Genomic DNA, 20,264 nt, shown 5'->3' on the forward strand with positions numbered 1-20,264 from the left:
GCCTGTGATTCGCCGGCCGTTAGCCGCCGGCGAATCACAGATTAACCAGAATCAAACCGCTGATTTTTAGTGGTTTTTCCCGCTGGAATTTGCCAAATTAATTGCTTGCCAGCGTTGCTGGCGGCCGCATCTTGCTGAAATCCACAGTATAATGCGCCGTTTTTCCTGCTAGACATCTGAGTTATGAGTCAACAAAGAAAAGCGGTGGCGCTGATTTCCGGCGGCCTGGATTCCATGCTGGCCAGCAAGGCCATCATGGAGCAAGGTATCCACGTCGAAGGTATCAACTTTTTCACCGGCTTTTGCGTGGAAGGCCACACCCATGCGATACGCAAGCAAGACGCCGACAAGGTCAAGCGCAACAACTCGCTGTGGGTGGCCGAGCAATTGGGCATAAAACTGCACATCATCGACGTCATCGAAGAATACAAAAACGTGCTGCTTAACCCCAAGCACGGCTATGGCGCCAACTTGAACCCTTGTCTGGACTGCAAGATTTTCATGGTCAACAAGGCCAAGCAGTGGATGCAGGAAAACGGTTTCGATTTCATCATTACCGGCGAAGTGGTCGGCCAACGGCCCATGTCGCAGCGCAAGCAAACCATGCCCATCGTCGCTGCCGAATCAGGTGCCGACGATTTATTGGTCAGGCCTTTATCCGCGCAAAATTTGCCTGCCACCTTACCGGAGCGCGAAGGCTGGATCAGCCGGGAAAAACTATTCGGCTTTAGCGGTCGGTCACGCAAACCGCAAATGACCTTGGCTAAAGAGTATGGTTTTACCGACTATGCCCAACCGGCCGGCGGCTGCTGCTTTTTGACCGACGAAGCCTATTCCTTGAAACTGGTCGATCTATGGAAAGCGCGCGGCGAACGCGATTACGATCTGGACGATGTGATGCTACTGAAAGTGGGCAGGCATATTCGCCCCAAACCGCATTTTAAAGTCATCATTGCTCGCGAGGACGGCGAGGCCCGTTTCATGAGCGGTTATAAAAAAGAGTTTGTCAGTATGAACTGCGCCAGCCATCGCGGCCCGCTAGCCTTAATCGACGGCACTCCCAGCGAAGACGATCTGCTTCAGGCCGCGCAGATTACCGCGCGCTATGGCCAAGGCCGCGAAGCCGAGCAGGTGGAAGTGACTATCCGCGACCGGGAAGGCAACGAGCGCAATGTGTTCGTCAAGCCGCTGCCTGCCGATCAAATCCCCGAGGAATGGTTTGTATGAGTGCGCATGTTTTGAACGCCCGCCGCTTGCTCTGCCCATTGCCGGTTATCCGCACTCAGGACAAAGTGAAAACCCTGCAAATGGGTGATGTGTTGACGGTGGAATGCACAGATCCTGGGGTGATGCAGGATATTCCAGCCTGGTGTCGGATCAATGGGCATAAGGTGTTGGAGACTCGTGCTGATGATGGGGAGTATGTGATTGTTTTGGAAGTGGGTTGAGTTGTTGTTTGTGTCGCTGTCGCGACGGGTTGATTTAATGTCGGGTCTCGGCCCGACAGCCGAGTGACTTTTCTTTGTTTGGCCAAAGAAAAGTCACCAAAAGAAACGCCACCCGGATGCCGCTTTGATCCTGCGCTCCGAAGCTTTCGACGGGGATCGACAGAAGGGGCTTCCTGCCCCTCTGCCGATGTGCGGCATCCATGCCGCACCCCTACGGGCTATTCCCGCCGAAAGCTCCGGTGCTCGGCGCGGCATACGGGAGGAAAACCGTCGCGATTGAAAGAATCGGTTCATCTTCGAAAATGGGATGACATACAGAAACCATTCAATTATTTGTTGGGAGTCTCAATGAAACCTTGGCAGGAATACCAAGAGGCTGCGGCAAGTTACTTTCGCTCCTTAGGTTTGAGCGCTAAAACCGACGCGACCATATCTGGAGCAAGAACTAAACATGACATCGATGTACTCGTCACGTTCGAGCACGTTGGCGTCGAGATCAAATGGTTAGTGGAATGCAAACACTGGAAATCAAGCGTCTCTAAGCTTCATGTCATGGCGTTAAGAGAAATAGTGGCAGACGTTGGCGCCGATAGAGGCATTCTCCTTTCCGAATCCGGGTATCAGAGTGGAGCTCACGAAGCGGCCGCCTTAACGAACGTACAACTATCGTCCATCGCAGAGCTAAAGGCCTCTACTGCCGCAAAAATTAACTCCGTTCGCCTCGTTGAACTCCTCGATCGCGTAGCTCGAGCCAAGGACCGATACTGGGATATTCCGAAAGAAGAACGGATACGCGTTGGCCTGCGCTTCGAATATATGGAGCACAACTATTCAGGTGCGCAAGTGGTTGATCTATGCTCGGATTTGCTTGCCCGTGCATGTTCCGGCGTTTACCCTTTTCAGAGTAATGTTCTTGGAGCATATATTTATTTCGGACCAGAAAAGTATTTTGAATCACCTTCAGAGGTAATTGCCGTTGTGGAAGAAAAAATCTCGGATTTGGAGGCACGCTTAAACGCATATCGACCTGACACCCAACAAGACGTTCAACGCGACGGCTTCGCCACGCGTTAACTCAACGTTATACATTGAGCAAAATTGATTTGGAGACAGGCCTTGGATTTTGAAACAACGCGGTGAGGTGCAATCCGTAGGGCGTCAATAGGCGAAGCCGTATTGCTCCGCATGTTGGCCTCCGATTATTCGGTGCATTACGCTATCGCTAATGCACCCTACGAGGGTTAAATAAAAGGCTTTGGGGGTATTGTATTACTTGCCAAACCCGGGATGGTTGTCCTCCCGTATGCCGCGCCGAGCACCGGAGCTTTTGAGCGGAACAGCCCGTAGGGGTGCGGCAGGGATGCCGCACGTTGCCGAAGGGGCAGGAAGCCCCTTTCGGCAACCCCGTTCAAAAGCGAGGAGCGCAGGATCAAAGCGGCATCCGGGTGTCTTTTCTTTTGGATACTTTTCTTTGGACAAGCAAAGAAAAGTATCTCGGCTGTCGGGCCGAGACCCGACATAAAAATAAGCCGTCGCGATAGCGACACAAATTAACAGGTTACAACAATGGCAGTAGGACAAATCGACTTCCCCACCATGCATGCCGTCAAAGGCATCAAACTCGGCACCTGCAATGCCGGCATCAAACAAACCGTTCGCGACGATATTTTAGTCATCGAAATGGCCGAGGGCGGCAGTTGCGCGGCAGTATTTACCCAAAATGCCTTTTGCGCGGCGCCGGTGCATATCGCCAAAGCACATTTGTCGCAAAATCCGCGCTGGTTGCTGGTCAATTCCGGCAATGCCAATGCCGGCACCGGCAAACAAGGCCTGCAGGACGCCTTCGCTTGCTGCGCCAATTTGGCCGGTGAGGTCGAAGCCTTGGCACAACAGGTGTTGCCGTTCTCTACCGGCGTCATCGGCGAACCCCTGCCGGTGGAAAAACTCACGGCGGCATTGCCAAGCGCTGTTGCAAACTTGGCTGAAGCGCATTGGGACCAAGCCGCCCGCGCGATCATGACTACCGATACCTTCCCCAAGGGCGCATCGGTCGTTATCGATATCGCCGGCCACCCGGTGACAATAACCGGCATTTCCAAAGGTGCGGGCATGATTCAACCCAATATGGCTACCATGTTGGGTTTTGTCGCTACGGATGCCAGTATCGAGCAATCTCTGTTGCAAGAATGCCTGTCCGCAGCAGCGGAAAAATCCTTCAATCGCATCACCGTGGATGGTGATACTTCGACTAACGACGCCTGCGTACTATTGGCCAGCGGTTGCAGCGAAGCCCCGGAAATTCTGCCAGACAGCGCTGAGTATGCAGCCTTCGCCGAGGCGGTTATGGCGGTTTGCAAACGCCTGGCGGAACTGATTATTCGCGACGGCGAAGGCGCTACCAAGCTGATGCGCATCGTCGTCGAACAAGCGCGCGACACTGCCGAGGCTGTGCAAGTCGCCAAAACCATTGCTCATTCGCCACTGGTGAAAACCGCGTTTTTTGCCAGCGACCCCAACTGGGGCCGAATTTTAGCGGCGGTCGGCCGGGCCGGCGTCGAAAACATGGACCTGGATAAAATCGAAATTTATCTGGGCACGGTGTGCATCGTCGAAAACGGCGGCAGAGCCCGCTCCTATACCGAACAGGATGGTCAGCGCGTGATGAATCAGGAGGAAATCGTCGTCACCGTCAGGCTGGGCCGCGGTGCGGCCAGCGAGGAAGTATTGACCTGCGACTTTTCCTACGACTACGTGAAAATCAACGCCGAATACCGTACTTAAGCGGCAAAAAGTATGTCAACCATTAACCAGCGTCTGCATGTCGCGGTGGGGGTGATCCGCGACGGCGACGGCCGAATCTTGATCACCCAACGCGCCAAACACGCGCATCAAGGCGGCTTGTGGGAATTCCCGGGCGGCAAACTCGAAGACGGTGAACCGGTGCAACAGGCTTTGGCCCGCGAGCTGGCGGAAGAAGTCGGTATTCAGGTACAAAGCGCAGCACCGCTTATCAAAATCAACTACGACTACGGCGACAGGCACGTGTTGCTGGATGTTTGGAATGTCACCGTTTTTGTCGGACAAGCTAGAGGCTGCGAAGGTCAGGCAATGCGCTGGATTGATGCGGAGCAGCTGCAGGAATTCAGCTTCCCGGCCGCCAACTTACCGATCATCGCCGCCGCGCAATTGCCGTGCTATTACGCGATATTAGAAGGCCGTAGCGCTACAGAAGCGTTAGACAATTGCAAACGAATTTTGGCCAACGACATAAAACTGCTGCAATTTCGCGCCAAATCTTTGCCGATTGCCGATTTGCAAACTGTCTTCGAACAGGTTTCTCAGCTTTGCCGTCAGCAGCAGGTTAGCTTGCTGGTCAACGCCGATTTGCCTATCGATACCACCAACACGCCAGGCCTACACCTGAGCAGCCACGCCTTACTAGCCTGCCATGAACGACCAAACGGCTATCGCTGGGTGGCGGCGTCTTGTCATAACCTTGATGAACTAAGACGCGCGGAAACGCTAGGCTTGGACTTTGCGGTTTTAGCCCCTATCCAAGCAACCGCATCTCATCCCGACACGCCACCATTAGGCTGGCAGGCCTTGGCCGAATTGCTTGAGCACATCAATTTACCGGTGTTTGCTTTGGGTGGTTTAGGCAGGCACGACTTGGATCGAGCGCTTGCCGCCGGCGCACAAGGCGTAGCCGGCATCAGCGCATTTTTAACGGCAGATTAGTCTGAAAGAACAGTTAGTAGGAGTCGAATTCCGAATTTTCGTCGTCTTCGTCAAGCAGTGGCGGACCAGGGATCTTGTGGGCTTCGGTAGCCCAATCGCCTAAATCGATCAGTTTGCAACGTTCGGAACAGAACGGTTTGAATGTTTCGGCAGCTATCCAGGCTACCGGCTTGCGACAAGTAGGGCACGCCACCATAGTCGGGGTATTCGCAGTCATCAGAACATGCAGCGGGTCAAGGAAAATTCGATATCGTCAAGCGTCTGGCTGGGCCGGTTTTCATCGACCGACGGGTTCATAAAACGAATGCTGAACCGATGCTTGCCGCCGCTGATTTCCGCAAAACAAGGCATATCGGCGGCCAACCCCACGCGTAGCAATTGCACCGGATGATTTTTATTGTCCAGCGCCAATTGGAAAAATCCGGCCTTGGCAAGTTCCTGCGTCGGCACGCTGCTTTGCCGAATAAAACCCAGGATCAAATCGATGGCTACCCGAATATCCACGAACGGCTGAGTCCAGCGTTCCAGGTCTTTTTGCTGCTCGGCTTCGTGTTGCTCCAGCCAGTAATGAAAGGCCGGCAAATCGAAAGAACAGCTGCCTCCGGGTATGGAGTTGCGCTGCGAAATACTTTGAAACAAATCGCTTTCCATCACGCTGATGCCGATTTTACCGTTGGCGCTATACAAATTGCGACTGGCCTGATTCAGCTCGGCGAGAATCTCCTGCAATTTTTCGTCGTCGACGCCATGGTTATGCGCCAGCTGATTCAGTACTTTGGTGTGCCTATCCAGCTCCTTGATCAGCTCGGACTTCAAGTCGCTGCGGCTGAAGATCATCAGGATGTCGAGTAAAACCGAGATGGCGGCGCGTTTATCGAAAACCGAAGCGCCCAACATGAAATGACTGAGCTGTTGAAAGAGTTGCTCCAAGCGCATAAACACCCGAATTCGTTCATTAAGAGGGAATTCGTAGATAGTTTGTGTATTCAAGCCGATTGTGTCCTGACGGTGGCTAATAAAGTGTAGGAATTGTGCAGTCTTTTAACCTGTTCTGCAAGTTGCTCCGGGCCGGCGATATTCTCGATGACGTCGTCCGCTTTGCTTAATCGTTCTTGCCGCGACATCTGGCTGTCGATGATGGCTTGCACTTGTTGGCGTGTGAGTTTATCGCGTGCAGTAACTCGTGCTATTTGCAGATCCACCGGGCAATCAATTAATAAAACCCTATCCACGGCATAAGGATTTTTCGACTCCAACAGCAGCGGCACGGCAATAATGCAATAGTCAGCCGTCAGAGCATTTACATCCGCCGCGATTTGCGCGTAAACCAAGGGATGCATGATGCCATCCAATGCACGTTTTTTATCCGCATCGGCAAATACCGCGTCGCGCAGCCTAGCCCGATTCAAGCTACCGTCCTGGTTGATCATCTGCGATCCAAAACACGTAACGATCAGCGATAAGGCCGGCTGCCCTGGCTCTACCAGCTGCCTGGCAATCAGGTCGGCATCGACAATGGGGACATCAAACTCAGCAAACAAACGACAGACCGTGGATTTGCCGCTGCCTATGCCGCCCGTCAGACCTATCTTCAGCATCGCCTACAGGCCGGCAATATGCAAATATAAGGCATTCAGCTCCGGTCCGAATAGCATCGCCAGCCAACCAGCCATGGCCAGATAAGGCCCAAACGGAATTGGCTTACCGGCATCGCGCTTGCCGAACACGATCATCGCAATGCCGATGACTGCGCCCACCAAAGATGACAGAAGAATAATCAGCGGCAGATATTGCCAACCCAGCCAAGCCCCGAACAGCGCCAATAGTTTGAAATCGCCATAGCCCATACCTTCCTTGCCGGTCAGTAATTTGAACAGCTGATAAACGCTCCACAGGCTCAAATAACCTGCCATCGCACCGATAATCGCGTCGTGGCTATTAGTATAAATATCAAACAGGCTTAACAATAGACCCAGCCACAGCATCGGCAGCGTGATCGAATCCGGTAACAATTGCTGATCGATGTCGATAAAACTCAATGCAATCAAACACCAAGTCAAAGGCAATGCAAACGCCAAAGCCCAGCCGTATCCGAAATGCCAGGCTACGACCGCAGAACACAAACCGGTAAAAGATTCGATAAGCGGGTAACGGATAGCGATTTTGACGCCGCAATGACCGCATTTACCACCCAACAACAGATAACTGATGACCGGAATATTCTGATAGGCTTTGATCTCGGTCTTGCAAGACGGGCAATGGGAGGCCGGCAACATCAGGTTGAACACTTCGGTTGCTTCGGCCTGCGGCAGTTGCAAGTATTCGTGGCATTCTCGGCGCCAACTTGCCTGCATCATCACCGGCAAACGGTAGATCACCACGTTTAGAAAACTGCCGACCAACAGGCCCAGTACGCAAACGACGCCGATCAGAAAAAGCGGATATTGTTGTAGAGTGGCAAAAACCATGAGGAAGAGAGGATGTCTGTAATTCGGCCCCGGCGCTCGGCGCAACGATAACGAGCGCCGGGGAGTAGCAAAACTAAATAGCCGCGCCCAGCTTGAAGATCGGCAGATACATCGCGACGATCAAACCGCCGACCAGGATACCCAAGATCACCATGATGATGGGCTCCATCAAACTGCTCAAGTTATCGACCAGGTTATCGACTTCTTCTTCGTAAAAATCCGCAACTTTATCCAGCATAGCATCAATGGAGCCGGACTCCTCTCCGATGGCCACCATCTGCACCACCATATTCGGAAACATACCGGTCGTCTCCAAGGCAAACTTCAATTGTTGACCAGTGGATACGTCGTCTCGTACCTTCATCACCGCTTCGTAGAATAAAATATTGCCGCAGGCACCGGCTACCGAAACCAGGGCTTCGACCAAGGGCACGCCAGCCGCCGACATGGTGGACAGCGTTCTTGCGAAACGAGCGATGGCCGATTTTTCCAGAATCATACCCACCACCGGAATCTTCAGCAGGGTCTTATCCAGAAAGTGGTTAAACGCTTTGGAACGCTTTTTAAAATAATTGAACACGTACGCAGTAATGGCGATAACGCCGACCACTGCCCACCACCATTCCTGTACCCAGGCCGACAGCTCAATAACGAATTGGGTAAAGGCCGGCAAATCGGCACCGAAACCTTTAAACAAATCCTCGAATACCGGCACCACAAAAATCAGCAAAATCGCGGTCACGATAAACGCTACGACCAATACCGCAATTGGGTAGGTCAAGGCTTTTTTGACTTTCTTTTTGATCGATTCGGTTTTTTCCTTGTAAGTGGCAATCTTATCCAACAAGGTTTCCAATACCCCGGCATGTTCGCCGGCCTCAACCAGATTGCAGAACAAGGCGTCGAAATAGAGCGGCTTACGGTTCAATGCCTGCGCCAGGGTATCGCCGCCTTCAACATCCGTTTTTATCGATAGCAGCAATTCCGACATGCTGGCATTGTCGTGCCCCTTGCCGATGATGTCGAAAGATTGCACCAAGGGCACACCTGCGGCCAGCATCGTCGCCAACTGTCTGGCGAACACCGCGATGTCGCCGGGCGTAATTTTCTGCACTCTGGCGCCGAACAAAGGCTTGGACTTGGCTTTGATACCGACTACCCGGATGCCCATCCGCCTTAATTCGGCGCGGGCAATCACCTCGCTCTTGGCGCTGATGGTGCCTTTGGTTTTCTTGTTTTGCCTATCGAAACCGTCCCAATTAAACTCGATTTGTTCTTCTTGCTTTGCCATTTTTATTCCTTGGTGACCCTGTCAATTTCTTGCAGCGAGGTAATGCCTTGCTTTATTTTTAACAGCCCGGACATTCTTAAATCGTTAATCCCTTCACTTTTCGACAATTCCGCCATTTGCATGGAGTTGCCGCCGTTCAAAATCAGCGCGCGCATTTTTTCAGTAATAGGCATCACCTGATAGATACCCACCCTGCCCTTGTAACCGTTATTGCAATGTTCACAACCCACCGGGCCGTAGACTTTGAACGTCCCGATTTCTTCCTGCTTAAACCCGGCCGACAGCAAGGCACTTTCAGGGTAATCGACTTCTTGCTTGCAATGCTCGCACAAGCGCCGGGCCAGCCGCTGCGCCATAATCAACACCACCGCGGAAACGATATTGAAGGGCTCTATGCCCATCTGCACCAGACGATTGATAGTTTGCGGCGCGTCGTTGGTATGCAGCGTGGATAACACCATATGACCGGTTTGCGCAGCCTTGACCGCGATGCTGGCGGTTTCCAAGTCGCGAATCTCGCCGACCATAATGATGTCCGGGTCTTGCCGCAAAAACGCCCGCAGCGCCTCGGCAAAGGTCAGACCGGCTTTTGGATTGACATTGACCTGGTTGATACCTTCCACGGTGATCTCTACCGGATCTTCGGCAGTGGAAATATTGGTTTCAATGCTGTTCAAAATATTCAGCCCGGTATACAGCGATACAGTTTTACCGCTACCGGTCGGCCCGGTGACCAACACCATGCCGTAAGGCTTGTGAATCGCCTCCAAAAAGTTTTTCTGCTGTTCCGGCTCGAAACCGAGCTTCTCGATACCGATCTGGGCACTGGTGGGATCGAGAATCCGCAGCACCACTTTTTCACCGAACAACGTCGGACAGGTGTTAACCCGAAAATCGATCGCCCGATTCTTGGAAATCTGCATCTTGATCCGGCCGTCCTGCGGCACCCGGCGTTCGGCGATGTCCATTCTGGACATGACTTTCAGCCTGGAAATAATCCGGTTAGCAATCCCCACCGGCGGACTGGCTACCTCCGATAAAATACCGTCGGCACGAAAGCGGATGCGGAATTTCTTCTCGAAGGGCTCCATGTGGATATCCGACACCCCGCGCTTGATTGAATCCAGCAGAATCTTATTCACAAAGCGAACGATAGGCGCATCGTCGATATCCGAGCCCATCCCCTCGTCGGCGGGTTTGACTTCGTCTCCTGCGGAAATATCGATATTGTCCAGATCGTCGTCCAACAGATCCTTCATTGACGTATCGGCAGCTTCCAGCGCCGTGTCTATCATCCGGATCAGCTTGTCTTCTTCGACCAGAATGTTTTCGGTATTGTGCCGGGTATGGAACTTGATCTCATCCAACGCCTGAAAATTGGTCGGATCGGCGGTTGCGACAAACAAGCGATTGCCGCGCTTGAATAAAGGTAAGGCGTGATGCTGGCGAATCAATTTCTCGCTGACCAGCTTGATAGGCAGAAATGAAGGGTCTATGGCATCCAGATCGAAAAACGGTACACCAAACTCCGCCGAAGCCAGCGTGGCCACGGTTTTGCTGTCCGCGTATTTATGTTCCACCAAATAGCTTATAAACGCTTGTTTGCGCTTCTGCGCCTCCTGCAGGCAGGTCGCCGCCGATTCCTCGGTCAACAAACCTTTCTGAATCAGGCATTTGACCAAGCCGCTGAAATGGATGTTAGAAGGTGCTGTCGCCATGAAAAAAGTCTGGATTGGTTTTACTGCAACTATGTGCTGCAACTATAGATGAAGTAAGGATTTTATCCAAACTCATCGAGCCATGCGTAAGACTTTAACACGGTTGTATCGTGATGCCGCCGGGCAATCGTTTGAAGCAGGCGAACACTTGAAGCCGTCAGCGATGCGAAGAACCGCACCACTGACGAATGAGGCGAGAATCAGATTTCGTGATAAATCGCAGCGCCTTCTTCCAGGAACTGCTTGGATTTTTCTTCCATACCAATTTTCAAGGCTTCCGCTTCTTCCAGGCCTTTTTGCTCGGCATAGTTACGTACATCCTGAGTAATTTTCATCGAGCAGAAATGCGGACCGCACATCGAGCAGAAATGCGCGACCTTGGCTGAATCTTTCGGCAAGGTTTCGTCATGGAAGGAGCGGGCTTTTTCTGGGTCTAGCGCGATATTGAATTGATCTTCCCAGCGAAATTCAAAACGGGCTTTTGACATGGCGTTATCGCGGATCTGTGCACCGGGATGACCTTTCGCAAGGTCCGCAGCGTGCGCGGCGATTTTGTAAGTCACGATCCCTTCGCGCACGTCTTGCTTGTTCGGCAGGCCCAAGTGTTCTTTTTGAGTGACGTAGCACAACATCGCGCAGCCGTACCAGCCGATATTGGCGGCGCCAATCGCTGAAGTGATGTGGTCATAACCGGGCGCAATGTCCGTGGTCAAAGGTCCCAGGGTGTAGAACGGCGCTTCGAAACAATCTTCCAATTGCTTGTCCATGTTAACCTTGATCATTTGCAGCGGCACGTGACCAGGGCCTTCGATCATGGTTTGCACATCATGCTTCCAGGCTACTTGAGTTAATTCGCCTAAGGTCTCCAATTCACCGAACTGCGCTTCGTCGTTAGCATCGTAAATCGAGCCGGGACGCAAACCGTCTCCGAGAGAGAACGATACGTCGTAGGCTTTCATGATTTCGCAAATTTCCTCGAAGTTGGTATAGAGGAAACTTTCGGTATGGTGAGCCAGACACCATTTGGCCATGATCGAACCACCGCGCGAGACTATGCCGGTCAGACGTTTGGCGGTTAATGGCACATGGTGCAAGCGCACGCCAGCGTGAATAGTAAAGTAATCCACACCTTGCTCGGCTTGTTCGATCAGCGTGTCGCGGAAGATTTCCCAGGTCAATTCTTCAGCTTTGCCGTCGACTTTTTCCAGCGCTTGGTAAATCGGCACAGTGCCAATAGGCACAGGTGAATTACGTAAAATCCATTCGCGAGTTTCGTGGATGTTCTTACCGGTGGACAAATCCATAATGGTATCGGCGCCCCAACGAATACCCCACAGCATTTTCTCCACTTCTTCTTCGATGGAAGAAGTCACGGCAGAGTTACCCAGATTACCGTTGATCTTCACCAGGAAGTTGCGGCCGATGATCATTGGCTCCAGTTCCGGGTGGTTGATGTTGGCCGGGATAATGGCTCGGCCTCTGGCCACTTCGGAGCGGACGAATTCGGGCGTGATGAACGACTGAATATTCGCGCCATAGGAGAAACCGGGATGCTGACCTTGGTAACGGTCGCGCATCGCTTCGAGATTTTGGTTCTCGCGGATGGCGATATATTCCATTTCCGGAGTAATAATGCCTTTACGGGCATAATGCATTTGCGAAACGTTATGCCCTGATTTGGCACGGCGTGGATTGCGCGTCAGTTCGAAACGCAAATGCGCTGTTTTCGGGTCGTGTAAGCGCTCGTGACCGTACTTTGAGGTCGGACCGCTCAATAATTCTGTGTCGCCGCGTTCTGCAATCCAGTTACCGCGAATCGAACCCAAACCCTTATGCAAGTTAACATCCACATTCGGGTCGGTGTAAACACCGGAAGTATCGTACACAAAAATCGGCGGATTTTTTTCCGCGCCGAAGTGCGCTGGAGTATCCGACATGCTGATTTTACGCATCGGCACTTGAATATCCGCGCGACTGCCCTGGATATAAATTTTCTCGGACGCGGGATAGGAATCGATTCTTACGCTACTACCGGTATCGGTAGTAATCTCATTGCGGACAGCGCTCATGCTTATCTCCAAAATCTCAATAAATCGCAAGCGCAGGGAAGATAGGGCTTTCCTACGCCGGTGTTAACCGGTTCAGGTTCGAAGGGTTTTTCTCAGCTTTCCGGGCTTGCATACAGCGGAAAGCACCCCTAGCCTTTCAGGTGACTGGTTAAGTTAAATGATAATCGAGCCAATTGCAAGCGCAGCGCCAAGCTCCCAAGGCGCAAAAAGCTTATAAAACAATGGGTTTTATAAGCCGATCAATCACTCCCAACACTCTTGCTATCATAAGGCTTCGCCTCTAAGCCAGAACCTATGCAGCCACAGCAATCAACGTACGGAAAAAAACAGGAGAAAACATGGCATCCCTAAAAAAACAAAGCAAACGCCTATTAAAGGACATACAGGACTCAGCAAATCATTTAGCGCGATTGACCAGCGATTTAACCTTGCTTGCAGACACACATGAACTGGCGCTAAGCCTAAAAACAAACATCGAGACATTGAACCAACAATTAGCCGGCTTAAAAAAAGCAGAATTCAACGCCACTTTGGCAGAATCGGAAATACTCGAGATATTGGATGAGCTGATTGATAGTGATCCGATCAGCACACTGGAACAACGGCTGTTTGCAGTTCATGCTGATCAAGAATCGGACGAAGTAGGTGAATTTTTTCAACAGTTGCTCGATAAAATCGAAAAACTGTATTCGCCGCTACTGTCGTCAATCCAGCAATTAACTGCTATGCAGGATAAGCTATAAACCGTCAGTGACTGCGTTGCACAGAGAAGCGCGCCAGCTCTTCAAGGGCCTGCTTGTATTCTGAATCAGGCAAACATTGCAATGCTGCAATCGCCTGCTCTGCTGCCCTGTCCGCGCATCGCTCGGTATACTCGATGGCGTTAGTGGCTTTGACGACTTCGTAGACCTCGTTAAACGCATCACGCGAGCCTTGCCGAATCGCATCAACCACAATTTTGGCTTGCTGCTCGTTGCCGTGCTGGATGGCATAAATTAATGGCAGGGTCGGCTTACCTTCAGCCAAGTCATCGCCCAAGTTTTTACCCAGCTCTTCGCTGGTGGCCTTGTAATCCAATGCATCGTCTATCAACTGAAACGCCACACCCAATTGCTGACCATAAACCGCCAACGCTTCTTCCGTAGCTGGGTCCGTCGCTGAAACGACTGCCGCCAAGCGGGTGGCCGTACTGAACAAAATGGCGGTCTTGCGGGCGATAACTTCTAAATACCTGGCTTCGCTGGTCTCCGGATTATTGCAATTCAATAATTGCAACACCTCGCCCTCGGCAATCGCGGTGGTGGTTTTGGACATAATCGCCATCACCCGCATATTATCGGTGCGGACCATCATTTCGAAGGCACTGGAGTACAAATAATCCCCTACCAACACGCTGGCCGCATTGCCCCATACCGCATTGGCCGACTCTTTGCCGCGCCGCAGAGCCGATTCGTCGACCACATCGTCGTGCAATAAGGTTGCAGTATGGATGAATTCGATCACCGCCGCTAAGATCAGATGATGATCATCAACCTTGCCCAAGGCTTTTGCCGCCAACAGCAACAGCATCGGTCGCAATCTTTTTCCGCCATTACCGATTATGTAATGTCCAATTTGATTAATCAGCACAACATCGGAACTCAGTTCCTCTAAAATCAACTGGTCGACGGCTTGAGTTTCCGCACTGGTTAAATTTTTGATGGAATCGAAGTCTATAGTGACTGACGCTGGCGTTGAAACTTTAGCTATCATGTGATGTTGTGAACTTTTCGCTCGGTAGCGTATAACGTGAATAACCGGTCATGCTATGAAGAATACCGAGTAGTGTCAATAGTACTTCCCGCATACACCTGCTGGACAGCAGGTTTCTCCTGGAATTTTAGTTTGACTGTGGCTTAAATAAAAAATATAATCCTCTGTTCACTATTAACAGATTATGCTTGATGGAGCTTACGCTGATGTATGCGGTAATTCAAACAGGTGGTAAACAGTATCGGGTCGCAGAGGGTACTACCTTAAAAATAGAAAAACTTGAGTTGGGCGCAGGCGACAGCGTAGAGTTCGACAAAGTGCTGATGGTCCAATCAGGCGACTCCATAAAAGTAGGTCAGCCATTTGTCGAAGGCGGCAAAGTGACTGCAACTGTGGTTTCCCAGGGCAGACACAAAAAAGTCAGAATCATTAAATTCAGAAGACGTAAGCACCACATGAAACAAATGGGGCATCGTCAATACTACACAGAAATCCAGATTACTGGCATTTCTGCTTAATATAACGAGGATAAGAAATGGCTCATAAGAAGGCAGGCGGTAGTACTCGTAACGGCCGCGACTCTCAGGCGCAGCGCCTCGGTGTCAAACGTTTCGGCGGTCAAGTTGTTAAAGCCGGCAACATTCTGGTTCGTCAACGTGGCACCCAGTTTCACCCCGGCACCAACGTCGGAATCGGCAAAGACCACACCTTGTTTGCAACAGTCGACGGCAAAGTGGTTTTTGAAGAAAAAGGTCCTAAAAACCGCAAATACGTCAGCATTGCAGCAGCGTAAATTTCTTGGCTGTGCTGATTGGCACAACTGAAAAGAAAAGCCTCGTTTTCAGCGGGGCTTTTTTGTTTATACCGGTAGATTATGAGATTTGTTGACGAAGCGGAAATCCGCGTAGAAGCAGGCGACGGCGGCAATGGCAAGGCCTCATTTCGCCGCGAGAAATATATTCCTTTGGGCGGCCCGGACGGCGGGGATGGCGGCGACGGCGGCAGCGTTTATCTGGTCGCGACCGAAAATGTCAACACGCTGGTGGATTTTCGCTATCACTCGACACATCGCGCCCAACGAGGACAGAACGGCGGCAGTCGCGACTGCACCGGCAAGAAAGGCGACGACTGCTTCGTCCCGGTCCCACCCGGCACCATCGTTTACGAAGCCGATACCGGCGAAAAAATCGGCGATCTTACCAAACCCGGCCAGCAACTGTTAGTCGCCAAAGGCGGATTCCACGGCCTCGGCAACACGCGCTTCAAAAGCAGCGTCAATCGCGCCCCGCAACAAACCAGTAAAGGTTCGGCCGGCGAACACCGGATGTTGCGCCTGGAATTAATGGTTATCGCCGATGTTGGCTTGCTCGGCATGCCCAATGCCGGCAAGTCCAGCCTAATCCGCACCGTCTCTTCAGCACGCCCCAAAGTCGCGGACTACCCGTTCACAACCTTACACCCCAACTTGGGCGTGGTTAGAGTGGACGATTTACGCAGCTTTGTCATCGCAGACATCCCCGGCGTCATTGAAGGCGCCGCAGAAGGTGCAGGCCTTGGCTTACAGTTTCTAAAACATCTATCCAGAACTGGCCTGTTGCTGCATATCGTCGACATCGCCCCCTACGAAAGCGACGAAACGCCCGTCACAGCAGCGCGTAAAATCATCCACGAAGTGGAGAAATGGAGCGACGACCTGTCCAGCAAGCCACGCTGGCTGGTATTGAATAAGATCGACAATGTGCCCGACGACGAAGTTGAGCAACATTGCCAAGCCATCGTCGACGACCTCGCCTGGACTGGCCCGGTATTCCTGATTTCCGCGTTAAAAAATCAAGGCACACAGGCACTGATGTACGCCATCATGGACTTCCTCGACCAACAAAAGGCCGAGCAGGATCTGCAGGCAGAGGAGCCGCGTCATGAGCCGTTCTGAGTTTTCCCAAGCCCAGCGAGTTGTCGTCAAAATCGGCAGCTCGCTGCTGACCGACGGCGGACGAGGCCTTAACAAACAAGCGATTGCCGGCTGGGTCGCACAAATGGCCGCCCTCAAACGCCAGGGTGTCGATGTGGTGCTGGTATCTTCCGGCTCCGTCGCGGAAGGCATGTCCCGCTTAAAGCTAAAAACCCGACCTAAGACCTTGCATGAATTACAGGCAGCAGCCTCTGTAGGACAAATGGGCTTGGTCAGACGCTTTGAAGATGAGTTCCAGCTACACGACGTGCTGGCCGCGCAAGTACTGCTGACCCATGACGACCTCTCCGACCGCCAACGCTACCTTAACGCCCGCAGCACTTTGCTGACCTTACTCGATTTCGGTGTAATACCGGTTATTAACGAAAACGACGCAGTCGCTACCGAAGAAATCCGCTTCGGCGACAACGATACCTTGGGCGCCTTGGTTGCCAACTTGGTAGAAGCCGATTTGTTGATCATTCTTACCGACCAAACCGGTTTATTCGACGCCAATCCCAGCCTGAATCCCAATGCCAAGCTGATTTCCAGTATCAGCGTCAACGAAAGCCTGCTCGACGAAGTGGCCGGCGGCAGCATCAGCGGCCTGGGACGCGGCGGCATGTACACCAAAGTCCGTGCCGCCAGGCTGGCCGCGCGCTCCGGAGCAGCGACAGTGATTGTATCGGGCAAAATTGACAACGTCATCCACGCGGTATTCGACGGCAATGACTTAGGTACTTATTTAATACCAAACATTGCACCGCTGGTGGCTCGCAAACAATGGCTGGCCGGGCAATTGCAGCTGAAAGGCAGCGTGGTATTGGACGACGGCGCGGTAAAAATCCTGAAAGACGCCGGCAAAAGCCTGCTGGCAGTCGGCGTAAAGGCCGTGCAAGGCTCCTTTAAACGTGGTGATTTAGTGTCTTGCCTGGATTTACAGGGCAACGAAATCGCCCGCGGCTTAATTAATTACGGCGCGGACGACGCCAATAAAATTGCCGGCAAACCCAGCAGCGAATTCGAAATTTTGCTGGGCTACGCCGACGAAGACGAACTTATCCATCGCGATAATTTAGTGTTAGTCTGAGGCCGGACGACTTAGCTACTAGCCAAGTCGCCTGTCATCAATCTCAGGTATTCTGAATAACAATATTTGGAAACCGGCCGCTATAATCCCGCGCCCGCATCGCCAACTTGGCTGCCATCTTCCGTGCAATCGCTTTGTAGATTTGCGCCGGCCGACCATCCGGATCGGCCACCACTGTAGGCCTGCCGCTATCGGCATACTCGCGGATGTGAATATCCAGCGGTAAAGAGCCCAACAAATCCAGCTTATTCTTGATTGCCATCGCTACGCCGCCGCCTTGGCCGAAAATCGCTTCTTCATGCCCGCAGTTACTGCAAATATGCACACTCATATTTTCCACTAGCCCCAATATCGGCACATTGACCTTTTCGAACATCCCCAAGCCGCGTTGCGCATCGATTAGCGCAATATCTTGCGGCGTGGTAACAATCACCGCACCACTCACCGGAATCTGTTGCGCCAGCGTCAGCTGAATATCACCCGTGCCGGGCGGCAAATCGATGATCAAGTAATCCACATCGTGCCATTGGGTTTGATTCAGTAATTGCTGCAAAGCACCAGTAACCATGGGGCCACGCCAGATCATCGGTTGGTCAGGGTCGATCAAATAACCGATCGAAATAGTCTGCACGCCGAACGAGATTTTCGGCAACATACTTTTGCCGTCAGGGCTATCGGGCTTACCGGACAAGCCCAACATGGTCGGAATGCTGGGGCCGTATATATCCGCATCCAGAATACCGACATTGGCACCTTCCGCTGCCAACGCCAGAGCCAGATTCACGGAAGTGGTGGACTTACCCACCCCACCCTTGCCTGAAGCCACCGCAATAATATTTTTCACGTTCGGCAGGGGTTTTAATGCCTTTTGTACGGAATGCGAAACGATATTGAAACTAACCGACACATCCAGTTTGCCGACGTCCGGCAAAGTTTGCAGACGCTGTATTACCGCCGCCTTCAATTCTTCAAGATAGCTTTTAGCCGGATAACCCAACTCGATAACGACGCTGACATCATTGCCATCCACACTGATTTTTTTAACGGATTTTGCCGAAACCAAGTCGGTTTCTACATTCGGATCGATAAAGTGTTTGAGTAAATTTTCGACAGCCGTTTTGTCAATGCTCGCCATGCGGAACTCCGAAGTAAAGGGAAATAATAACCAAGTAAAATAGTGCGAATATGATAACACCTTAACAGGAAGCCATTAAATCCGCGCCATTGTTAAAAAATAGTTTTCTCTTGCAGAATAATGATTTATCGTAACGACTTAACAATTAGCCTTAACAGTTAATTCTTAATTAAGACTTAATGCCGCCTTAATCTGATTTTAATTTGGATCGCTTAACTTCAAACGTCCAGCTCCGTCACTATCCGCGCCTATCATAAACATGTCAGCAGTCATTCAAAACCGTACTGTTTCACCAATACCGCTAGTCTTCGTTGTAGCAGTAGTCAGCGCCCTGCTTAGCGGCTGTCAAAGCATACCGTTATTTTCCGACAACCAGCCGGAACACATCGTCTGGAACTCCAAACCGGACAATATAGCCAGTCATGAATTTAACCTGAGCAGTGACCAAGGCATGGTCGGTACGCTTGCCAGTATCAGCAGCCGCGAAAACGATACGCTGTCCGACATCGGCCGCCATTACGGTTTGGGTTACAACGACATTACCATCGCCAATGCCCATCTCGATCCATGGACCTTGCCCGCCGAGCAAACCGTGTTGCTGCCTTTGCGTTTCGTGCTCCCCGACGCCCCACGCAAAGGTATCGTGCTGAATCTGGCCAATATGCGCATGTTCTATTACCCCAAAAATCAAGCCAATACCGTACTGACGTATCCGGTGGGCATCGGCCGCCAAGGCTGGAACACGCCGTTAGGACAAACCCAAATTGTCGCAAAAAAGGCCAATCCGGACTGGACGGTGCCGGAATCCATTCACCGCGAACACCAGGCATTGGGTGACCCGCTGCCGAAAGTGATACGTTCCGGCCCGGACAACCCCTTGGGCAGTTATGCCATGCCTTTGGGTTTCAGCGGCTATCTGATCCATGGCACCAACAAGCCTTACGGAATCGGCTTACAAGTCAGTCATGGCTGCGTACAGCTATACCCCGAAGACATAGAAGTCCTATTCAACAAAGTAGAAGTCGGCACCCCGGTTCGTATCGTCCACCAGCCGTACATGGCAACCTGGCAAGATGACATGCTTTATCTGGAAGCCCACCGCCCATTAGACAAATGGGAAAAACAACAAAAACAGCTGCAAAAAGATATTCGAAAAAAATTGCAACAGCTAGCATCCGAAAAGCAAACAACGGTTGATTGGAGCAAAGTCGAGCGCATCTTGCAACGTGCCGACGGCGTCCCCACTCCCGTATTGCCGGGCAGTTCTGATCTACCCGAATTAACAGCCGATGCGGTGCAACTTGCCCATCCTGAGCAATTCTACGGCCAACCGGTCATCAACGAATTGAGCGACAGCGACTGGTCGATTCTGGCCGCCAGCTTCGAAAATGAGACCGACGCCCAAAAGCTGGCAGCCATGCTCAATCACCAAGGACCGCCGATTCCTGCCCGAAAAATTGCCAAAGATGGCGGCTTTCAAGTGGTAGCCGGACCGTTTAAGAATAAGAAAGAAGCCAAAACCGTAGCGCAACGCATCAAGCAGAATTTCGACATGGACGTTAAAGCCATAGATCCGAAACAGGCTGCAAGAAACTAAGTGCAGC

General features: G+C 51.8%; 20 protein-coding genes and 1 riboswitch. Of the genes, 11 read left to right on the top strand and 9 right to left on the bottom strand.

Annotated elements, in window-relative coordinates:
• Positions 1–183 precede the first annotated feature (183 nt).
• From METH11B_RS0112685 to METH11B_RS0112710, 5 genes are all read left to right on the top strand, one after another.
• Entirely contained in the window at positions 184–1,227 is a 1,044-nt protein-coding gene (locus tag METH11B_RS0112685) for a tRNA (5-methylaminomethyl-2-thiouridylate)-methyltransferase (RefSeq protein ID WP_026602333.1), read from the top strand.
• On the top strand, positions 1,224–1,448 hold the full coding sequence (locus tag METH11B_RS0112690) for a sulfurtransferase TusA family protein (RefSeq protein WP_026602334.1): 225 nt from the start codon (positions 1,224–1,226) through the stop codon (positions 1,446–1,448). Before METH11B_RS0112685 ends, METH11B_RS0112690 begins: the two co-directional genes overlap by 4 nt.
• Before the next feature lie 348 nt (positions 1,449–1,796).
• Entirely contained in the window at positions 1,797–2,522 is a 726-nt protein-coding gene (locus METH11B_RS0112700; protein WP_026602335.1) for a restriction endonuclease, read from the top strand.
• A 492-nt stretch (positions 2,523–3,014) separates the two neighbouring features.
• Positions 3,015–4,229 (top strand): bifunctional glutamate N-acetyltransferase/amino-acid acetyltransferase ArgJ, encoded by a 1,215-nt coding sequence (gene argJ / locus METH11B_RS0112705; protein WP_051427003.1) that lies wholly within the window; start codon positions 3,015–3,017, stop codon positions 4,227–4,229.
• A gap of 12 nt (positions 4,230–4,241) precedes the next feature.
• Positions 4,242–5,186: a Nudix family hydrolase gene (locus METH11B_RS0112710; RefSeq protein ID WP_026602337.1), complete on the top strand. Its 945-nt coding sequence runs from the start codon at positions 4,242–4,244 to the stop codon at positions 5,184–5,186.
• Positions 5,187–5,199: 13 nt separating this feature from the next.
• Here METH11B_RS0112710 and yacG read toward each other — a convergent pair whose 3' ends face one another.
• The 7 genes from yacG to thiC all read right to left on the bottom strand — a co-directional run bounded on the left by yacG (position 5,200) and on the right by thiC (position 12,732).
• Positions 5,200–5,403, bottom strand: coding sequence for a DNA gyrase inhibitor YacG (gene yacG / locus METH11B_RS0112715; protein WP_020484564.1), 204 nt, complete (start codon positions 5,401–5,403; stop codon positions 5,200–5,202).
• Positions 5,403–6,176 (bottom strand): cell division protein ZapD, encoded by a 774-nt coding sequence (zapD, locus tag METH11B_RS0112720; protein ID WP_051427004.1) that lies wholly within the window; start codon positions 6,174–6,176, stop codon positions 5,403–5,405. Before zapD ends, yacG begins: the two co-directional genes overlap by 1 nt.
• Positions 6,173–6,784, bottom strand: a complete 612-nt coding sequence (gene coaE / locus METH11B_RS0112725) for a dephospho-CoA kinase (protein ID WP_026602339.1) — start codon at positions 6,782–6,784, stop codon at positions 6,173–6,175. The genes zapD and coaE overlap by 4 nt, the downstream gene beginning before the upstream one ends.
• A gap of 3 nt (positions 6,785–6,787) precedes the next feature.
• A complete protein-coding gene (locus METH11B_RS0112730) occupies positions 6,788–7,654 on the bottom strand; it encodes a prepilin peptidase (RefSeq protein ID WP_026602340.1) in 867 nt (288 codons plus the stop codon).
• Between the two features lie 73 nt (positions 7,655–7,727).
• Entirely contained in the window at positions 7,728–8,945 is a 1,218-nt protein-coding gene (locus METH11B_RS0112735) for a type II secretion system F family protein (protein WP_026602341.1), read from the bottom strand.
• A gap of 2 nt (positions 8,946–8,947) precedes the next feature.
• On the bottom strand, positions 8,948–10,663 hold the full coding sequence (gene pilB, locus METH11B_RS0112740; protein WP_026602342.1) for a type IV-A pilus assembly ATPase PilB: 1,716 nt from the start codon (positions 10,661–10,663) through the stop codon (positions 8,948–8,950).
• A 200-nt stretch (positions 10,664–10,863) separates the two neighbouring features.
• Positions 10,864–12,732, bottom strand: coding sequence for a phosphomethylpyrimidine synthase ThiC (gene thiC, locus METH11B_RS0112745; RefSeq protein WP_026602343.1), 1,869 nt, complete (start codon positions 12,730–12,732; stop codon positions 10,864–10,866).
• Between the two features lie 32 nt (positions 12,733–12,764).
• A riboswitch (TPP riboswitch) is annotated at positions 12,765–12,872 on the bottom strand.
• Between the two features lie 198 nt (positions 12,873–13,070).
• On the opposite strand from thiC, the gene METH11B_RS0112750 reads away from it, so the two are divergent.
• Positions 13,071–13,475, top strand: a complete 405-nt coding sequence (locus METH11B_RS0112750) for a hypothetical protein (RefSeq protein ID WP_026602344.1) — start codon at positions 13,071–13,073, stop codon at positions 13,473–13,475.
• 4 nt (positions 13,476–13,479) lie between these two features.
• On the opposite strand, the gene METH11B_RS0112755 is transcribed toward METH11B_RS0112750, so the two are convergent.
• Positions 13,480–14,484 carry a polyprenyl synthetase family protein gene (locus METH11B_RS0112755; RefSeq protein ID WP_026602345.1) on the bottom strand — a complete coding sequence of 335 codons (1,005 nt, stop codon included), beginning with the start codon at positions 14,482–14,484 and terminating at the stop codon, positions 13,480–13,482.
• Between the two features lie 206 nt (positions 14,485–14,690).
• On the opposite strand from METH11B_RS0112755, the gene rplU reads away from it, so the two are divergent.
• The 4 genes from rplU (at position 14,691) to proB (ending at position 17,525) form a co-directional block, all read left to right on the top strand.
• Complete coding sequence (gene rplU, locus METH11B_RS0112760) at positions 14,691–15,002, top strand: 50S ribosomal protein L21 (protein ID WP_020484555.1); 312 nt, start codon at positions 14,691–14,693, stop codon at positions 15,000–15,002.
• A 17-nt stretch (positions 15,003–15,019) separates the two neighbouring features.
• Positions 15,020–15,277 (top strand): 50S ribosomal protein L27, encoded by a 258-nt coding sequence (gene rpmA / locus METH11B_RS0112765; RefSeq protein ID WP_020484554.1) that lies wholly within the window; start codon positions 15,020–15,022, stop codon positions 15,275–15,277.
• A gap of 81 nt (positions 15,278–15,358) precedes the next feature.
• On the top strand, positions 15,359–16,417 hold the full coding sequence (cgtA, locus tag METH11B_RS0112770) for an Obg family GTPase CgtA (RefSeq protein ID WP_026602347.1): 1,059 nt from the start codon (positions 15,359–15,361) through the stop codon (positions 16,415–16,417).
• Positions 16,404–17,525 carry a glutamate 5-kinase gene (gene proB, locus METH11B_RS0112775; RefSeq protein ID WP_026602348.1) on the top strand — a complete coding sequence of 374 codons (1,122 nt, stop codon included), beginning with the start codon at positions 16,404–16,406 and terminating at the stop codon, positions 17,523–17,525. The genes cgtA and proB overlap by 14 nt, the downstream gene beginning before the upstream one ends.
• Before the next feature lie 43 nt (positions 17,526–17,568).
• On the opposite strand, the gene apbC is transcribed toward proB, so the two are convergent.
• Positions 17,569–18,660, bottom strand: coding sequence for an iron-sulfur cluster carrier protein ApbC (apbC, locus tag METH11B_RS0112780; protein ID WP_026602349.1), 1,092 nt, complete (start codon positions 18,658–18,660; stop codon positions 17,569–17,571).
• Positions 18,661–18,919: 259 nt separating this feature from the next.
• On the opposite strand from apbC, the gene METH11B_RS0112785 reads away from it, so the two are divergent.
• Positions 18,920–20,257 (top strand): L,D-transpeptidase family protein, encoded by a 1,338-nt coding sequence (locus METH11B_RS0112785; protein WP_026602350.1) that lies wholly within the window; start codon positions 18,920–18,922, stop codon positions 20,255–20,257.
• The last annotated feature ends 7 nt before the right edge of the window (positions 20,258–20,264 follow it).

The sequence above is a fragment of the Methylomonas sp. 11b genome, assembly GCF_000515215.1.
GTDB lineage: Bacteria > Pseudomonadota > Gammaproteobacteria > Methylococcales > Methylomonadaceae > Methylomonas.

Bases quoted from the DNA above. Each gene is read 5' to 3' on its own strand.
- METH11B_RS0112755 (WP_026602345.1), bottom strand. From the start codon at position 14,484: ATGATAGCTAAAGTTTCAACGCCAGCGTCAGTCACTATAGACTTCGAT.
- METH11B_RS0112785 (WP_026602350.1), top strand. From the start codon at position 18,920: ATGTCAGCAGTCATTCAAAACCGTACTGTTTCACCAATACCGCTAGTC.
- proB (WP_026602348.1), top strand. From the start codon at position 16,404: ATGAGCCGTTCTGAGTTTTCCCAAGCCCAGCGAGTTGTCGTCAAAATC.
- METH11B_RS0112710 (WP_026602337.1), top strand. From the start codon at position 4,242: ATGTCAACCATTAACCAGCGTCTGCATGTCGCGGTGGGGGTGATCCGC.
- pilB (WP_026602342.1), bottom strand. From the start codon at position 10,663: ATGGCGACAGCACCTTCTAACATCCATTTCAGCGGCTTGGTCAAATGC.
- cgtA (WP_026602347.1), top strand. From the start codon at position 15,359: ATGAGATTTGTTGACGAAGCGGAAATCCGCGTAGAAGCAGGCGACGGC.
- METH11B_RS0112690 (WP_026602334.1), top strand. From the start codon at position 1,224: ATGAGTGCGCATGTTTTGAACGCCCGCCGCTTGCTCTGCCCATTGCCG.
- apbC (WP_026602349.1), bottom strand. From the start codon at position 18,660: ATGGCGAGCATTGACAAAACGGCTGTCGAAAATTTACTCAAACACTTT.
- METH11B_RS0112685 (WP_026602333.1), top strand. From the start codon at position 184: ATGAGTCAACAAAGAAAAGCGGTGGCGCTGATTTCCGGCGGCCTGGAT.
- argJ (WP_051427003.1), top strand. From the start codon at position 3,015: ATGGCAGTAGGACAAATCGACTTCCCCACCATGCATGCCGTCAAAGGC.
- rplU (WP_020484555.1), top strand. From the start codon at position 14,691: ATGTATGCGGTAATTCAAACAGGTGGTAAACAGTATCGGGTCGCAGAG.
- METH11B_RS0112730 (WP_026602340.1), bottom strand. From the start codon at position 7,654: ATGGTTTTTGCCACTCTACAACAATATCCGCTTTTTCTGATCGGCGTC.
- METH11B_RS0112735 (WP_026602341.1), bottom strand. From the start codon at position 8,945: ATGGCAAAGCAAGAAGAACAAATCGAGTTTAATTGGGACGGTTTCGAT.
- thiC (WP_026602343.1), bottom strand. From the start codon at position 12,732: ATGAGCGCTGTCCGCAATGAGATTACTACCGATACCGGTAGTAGCGTA.
- METH11B_RS0112700 (WP_026602335.1), top strand. From the start codon at position 1,797: ATGAAACCTTGGCAGGAATACCAAGAGGCTGCGGCAAGTTACTTTCGC.
- coaE (WP_026602339.1), bottom strand. From the start codon at position 6,784: ATGCTGAAGATAGGTCTGACGGGCGGCATAGGCAGCGGCAAATCCACG.
- rpmA (WP_020484554.1), top strand. From the start codon at position 15,020: ATGGCTCATAAGAAGGCAGGCGGTAGTACTCGTAACGGCCGCGACTCT.
- yacG (WP_020484564.1), bottom strand. From the start codon at position 5,403: ATGACTGCGAATACCCCGACTATGGTGGCGTGCCCTACTTGTCGCAAG.
- METH11B_RS0112750 (WP_026602344.1), top strand. From the start codon at position 13,071: ATGGCATCCCTAAAAAAACAAAGCAAACGCCTATTAAAGGACATACAG.